Source organism: Microbacterium sp. Bi128, assembly GCF_918698205.1.
Window position 1 is genome coordinate 1 of sequence record NZ_CAKKMM010000426.1, and the last position, 3798, is coordinate 3798.

Genomic DNA, 3798 nt, shown 5'->3' on the forward strand with positions numbered 1-3798 from the left:
GTCCGCCGCCACCGGCGGGGTCGGGGTACCAGCCGTCGGGCGTGAGAGGCGTGTCGGTCATGTCGTTCCCCCTGTGGTGCGTCGGTGCGGCCTGCGCGTCCTCCGAGTCTAGTAACGCCCGCCGTCGTCATCGGAAGTCCCTCGAGGTGTGCAGAACCCCCACCCGCAGGTCGGTGAACCCATCGGCGACCACGTTGGTGACCCCTTCCACCGATCTCTCGAGCATTCCGCGCACGATGAGTGCCGGAGACTCCCGCGCGATCCGCCGGTAGCGGTTCCACACCCCGACCGAGCACACGATGTTCATGAGGCCGTGCTCGTCCTCGAGATTGAGGAACGTGATCCCGGATGCCGTCGCCGGGCGTTGCCGATGGGTGACCAGCCCCGCGACCTCGACGCGCCGATCGGTCTCGGCCGTGCGCAACTCGCGCGAGGTGAGCACGCCCCGCGCGTCGAGGGCGGACCGGAAGTGCGTGAGCGGGTGGTCGTCAGTGGAGAGTCCCGTCGCCCACAGGTCGGCAGCGAGCACCTCGTAGCTCGAGGGATCGGTGAACAGCGGGGGCTGCACGAAGGCCACCGAGTCGGGCAGGAACTCGGGCCGATCCAGCGCCGCCGAACCCGAGAGCCAGATCGCCTCGCGTCGCGAATGCCCGAGGCACTCGAATGCGCCGGCGGTGGCCAGGGCTTCGAGCTGCGCGGTCACGAGCCCGGTGCGGCGCACCAGGTCGCGCAGATCGCGGTAGGCGCCGCCGCTCTCGCGTTCGGCGACGATGCGTTCGGCGACTTTCGCCCCGATACCCGTCACGCCGGCGAGTCCCATCCGCACGGCGAACGCCCCGTCGCGGCGGTGGGACTCCGACTCGTCGGGGGCCGAACGGTCGAAATCACCCGTCGGCGGCTGATCGGCGTGCGCGCAAGCCTCTCTGCCCGTGGTGGGGCGGCGGTGAGTGGCATCCGTTCCCCCCGTCGCGTCGTCGAGGGGCTCGAGTCCCGCTTCGACACCCGAACGCCGCAGGTCGGGCCGCCGCACCTGCACGCCGTGCCGGCGCGCGTCGGCGGTGAGCGTCGCTGGCGAATAGAACCCCATCGGCTGCGCGCGCAGGAGCCCCGCGAGGAACGCCGCCGGGTAGTGCAGCTTGATCCACGAACTGGCGTAGACGAGCAGCCCGAACGAAAGCGAGTGCGACTCGGCGAACCCGAAGTTCGCGAACGCCTGGATCTTGGCGTACAGCTGGTCGGCCACCTGGCCCGCCAGACCGTTCTCGGCCATGCCGGCGTAGAGCTTCTCACGCAACGAGTCGATGCGCTCGAGCCCGCGCTTGGAGCCCATCGCCCGCCGGAGCAGGTCGGCATCCTCGGCGGTGCAGTTGCCGATGGCGACGGCCATCTGCATGAGCTGCTCCTGGAAGACGGGCACCCCCATCGTGCGTTCGAGCACGGGGCGCAGCTTCTCGTGCACGTACGTGATCGGCTCCTGTCCGAGCTTTCGCCGCACGAAAGGATGCACGGCCCCACCCTGGATGGGCCCCGGCCGGATGAGCGCGATCTGCACCACCAGGTCGTAGAAACGCCGGGGTTGCAGACGCGGCAGCAACCCCATCTGGGCACGCGACTCCACCTGGAACACCCCGATCGAGTCGGCGCGGCACAGCATGTCGTACACGGCCTTCTCTTCCTTCGGCAGCGTCGACAGCTCCCACGCCTCGCCCGTGGCATCCCGGATCAGGTCGAAGCAGTACTGCAGCGCCGCGAGCATCCCCAGGCCCAGCAGGTCGAACTTCACCAGCCCCATCCAGGCGGCGTCGTCTTTGTCCCACTGGATCACCGTGCGGTTCTCCATGCGGGCGTGCTCGATCGGCACGACCTCACCGACGGGACGATCGGTGAGCACCATGCCCCCGGAGTGGATGCCGAGATGCCGGGGCGCCTTCAGAAGCTCGGACGCGAACTCGATGACCTCGTCGGGGATGTCGTGGTCGGCACCGGTCTCGAGCGTCGCGCCCCACCGCTCGACCTGCTTCGACCAGGCGTCCTGCTGCCCCGGCGAATGCCCCAGGGCGCGGGCCATGTCACGCACGGCGTTCTTGGGACGGTACTGGATGACGTTCGCCACCTGTGCCGCGCGGTCGCGCCCATAGGTCTCGTAGACCCACTGGATGATCTCTTCCCGGCGATCGGAGTCGAAGTCGACGTCGATGTCGGGCTCCTCGTCGCGCAGGCTCGACAGGAACCGCTCGAACGGTAACCGGTAGAAGATCGAGTCGACCGCGGTGATGTCGAGCAGGTAGCACACGGCGCTGTTGGCCGCCGATCCGCGCCCCTGGCACAGGATGCCGCGCCGTCGGGCTTCGGCGACGATGCCGTGGACGATGAGGAAGTAGCCCGGGAAGTCCTTCATCTCGATGACGGCGAGCTCCCGCTCGATGCGGTCGCGGTCCTCGCCGGAGAGGGTCGGGTACTTCCGGGGAACGGCATCCCACACCAGATGCCGCAACCATGACATCGGGGTGTGTCCCTCGGGAACGGCCTGCTTCGGGAGGGCCGGCTTGGCTCGACGCAAGGGGAAGGCCAGCTCGTCGGCGAGAGTGACCGTGCGCGCGACCGCCCCCGGGTAGCGGGCGAAACGTGCCGCCATCTCGACTCCCGAGCGCAGATGCGCACCGGCGTGCGCGGGCAACCACCCGTCGAGCTCGTCGAGACTGCGGTTGGCACGCACGGCGGCGACCGCCGCGGCCAGCAGCTCTTTCGACGGGGCGGAGTAGTGGACGTTGTTCGTGGCGAGAACGGGGAGTCCGCGGTCGGCCGCGAGCGCGGCCAGCAGGTCGTTGTGAGCCGAGTCGAGCGGACCGCCGTGGTCGATGAGTTCGACGTACACGGCCTCGGGCCCGAACAGCTCGACGAGGAGGTCGAGCGCGCGAGCGGCTCCCGCCGGTCCCTCGGATGCCAGGGCCTGACGGACGCTCCCCTTGCGGCATCCGGTGAGCACCGCCCACTGCGGATCGTCCGGGCCGCCGGCGCGTTGAGCCAGGTCGGCGAGGTCATAGACGGGTCGCCCCTTTTCTCCGCCGGAGAGTTGGGCGTGGGTCAGTGCGCCGGCGAGTCGGTGGTACCCCTCTTCGCCCCGGGCGAGCACCAGCAGATGGGAACCGGCGGGATCGGCCCGACCGTTCTGCGGACCGTCGAGTCCGAGCGACAGCTCGGCGCCGAAGACGGTGCGCACCGTGCGGGCCTCCGCCGCTTCGGCGAAGCGCACGATGCCGTAGAAGCCGTCATGGTCGGTGAGCGCGAGCGCGTGGAGTCCGAGCCGCTCGGCCTCTTCTACGAGTTCTTCGGGCGAGGACGCCCCGTCGAGGAACGAGTACGACGAATGCGCGTGCAGTTCGGCGTACGGAACGGCGTCGTCGGGTCGCGCGATCGTGGGGGGAACGTACGGGCCACGCTTGTGCGACCACGCGGGACTGTCACCGCCGTCGCCGTTCGGCGGGGTCGAAACGGGGCGTCGCGTGTCGCTCAGCGCGCGCTCCAGCTCGGACCACTTCACCGGGGGGTTGTGGAAGCCCATCAGCCACACCCCGCCCGGGGTGTCGACCGCGGTGCCGTAGCGATCACCGGTCCGAGGAGCAGAACGGGCGCCGGCACACGCTGGCGCTCAGTCATAGCGCCCCTCCGCCCGCCATTCGCCTTCTTCGACGACGAGCAGCCACGCACCCCCGTCGTCATCGACCACTTGGAAGCGGTGGGCCCGCCGTCGACGCAGCGGATCCCACCCGCGCTCGCTGATCGGCCAGGGACCCGCCC

1 protein-coding gene is annotated in these 3798 nt (G+C 70.0%); it reads right to left on the bottom strand.

Annotation, left to right across the window (positions count from 1 at the left end):
- Positions 1–127 precede the first annotated feature (127 nt).
- On the bottom strand, positions 128–3562 hold the full coding sequence (locus tag LQV45_RS20335) for an error-prone DNA polymerase (protein ID WP_230008566.1): 3435 nt from the start codon (positions 3560–3562) through the stop codon (positions 128–130).
- Positions 3563–3798: the final 236 nt, after the last annotated feature.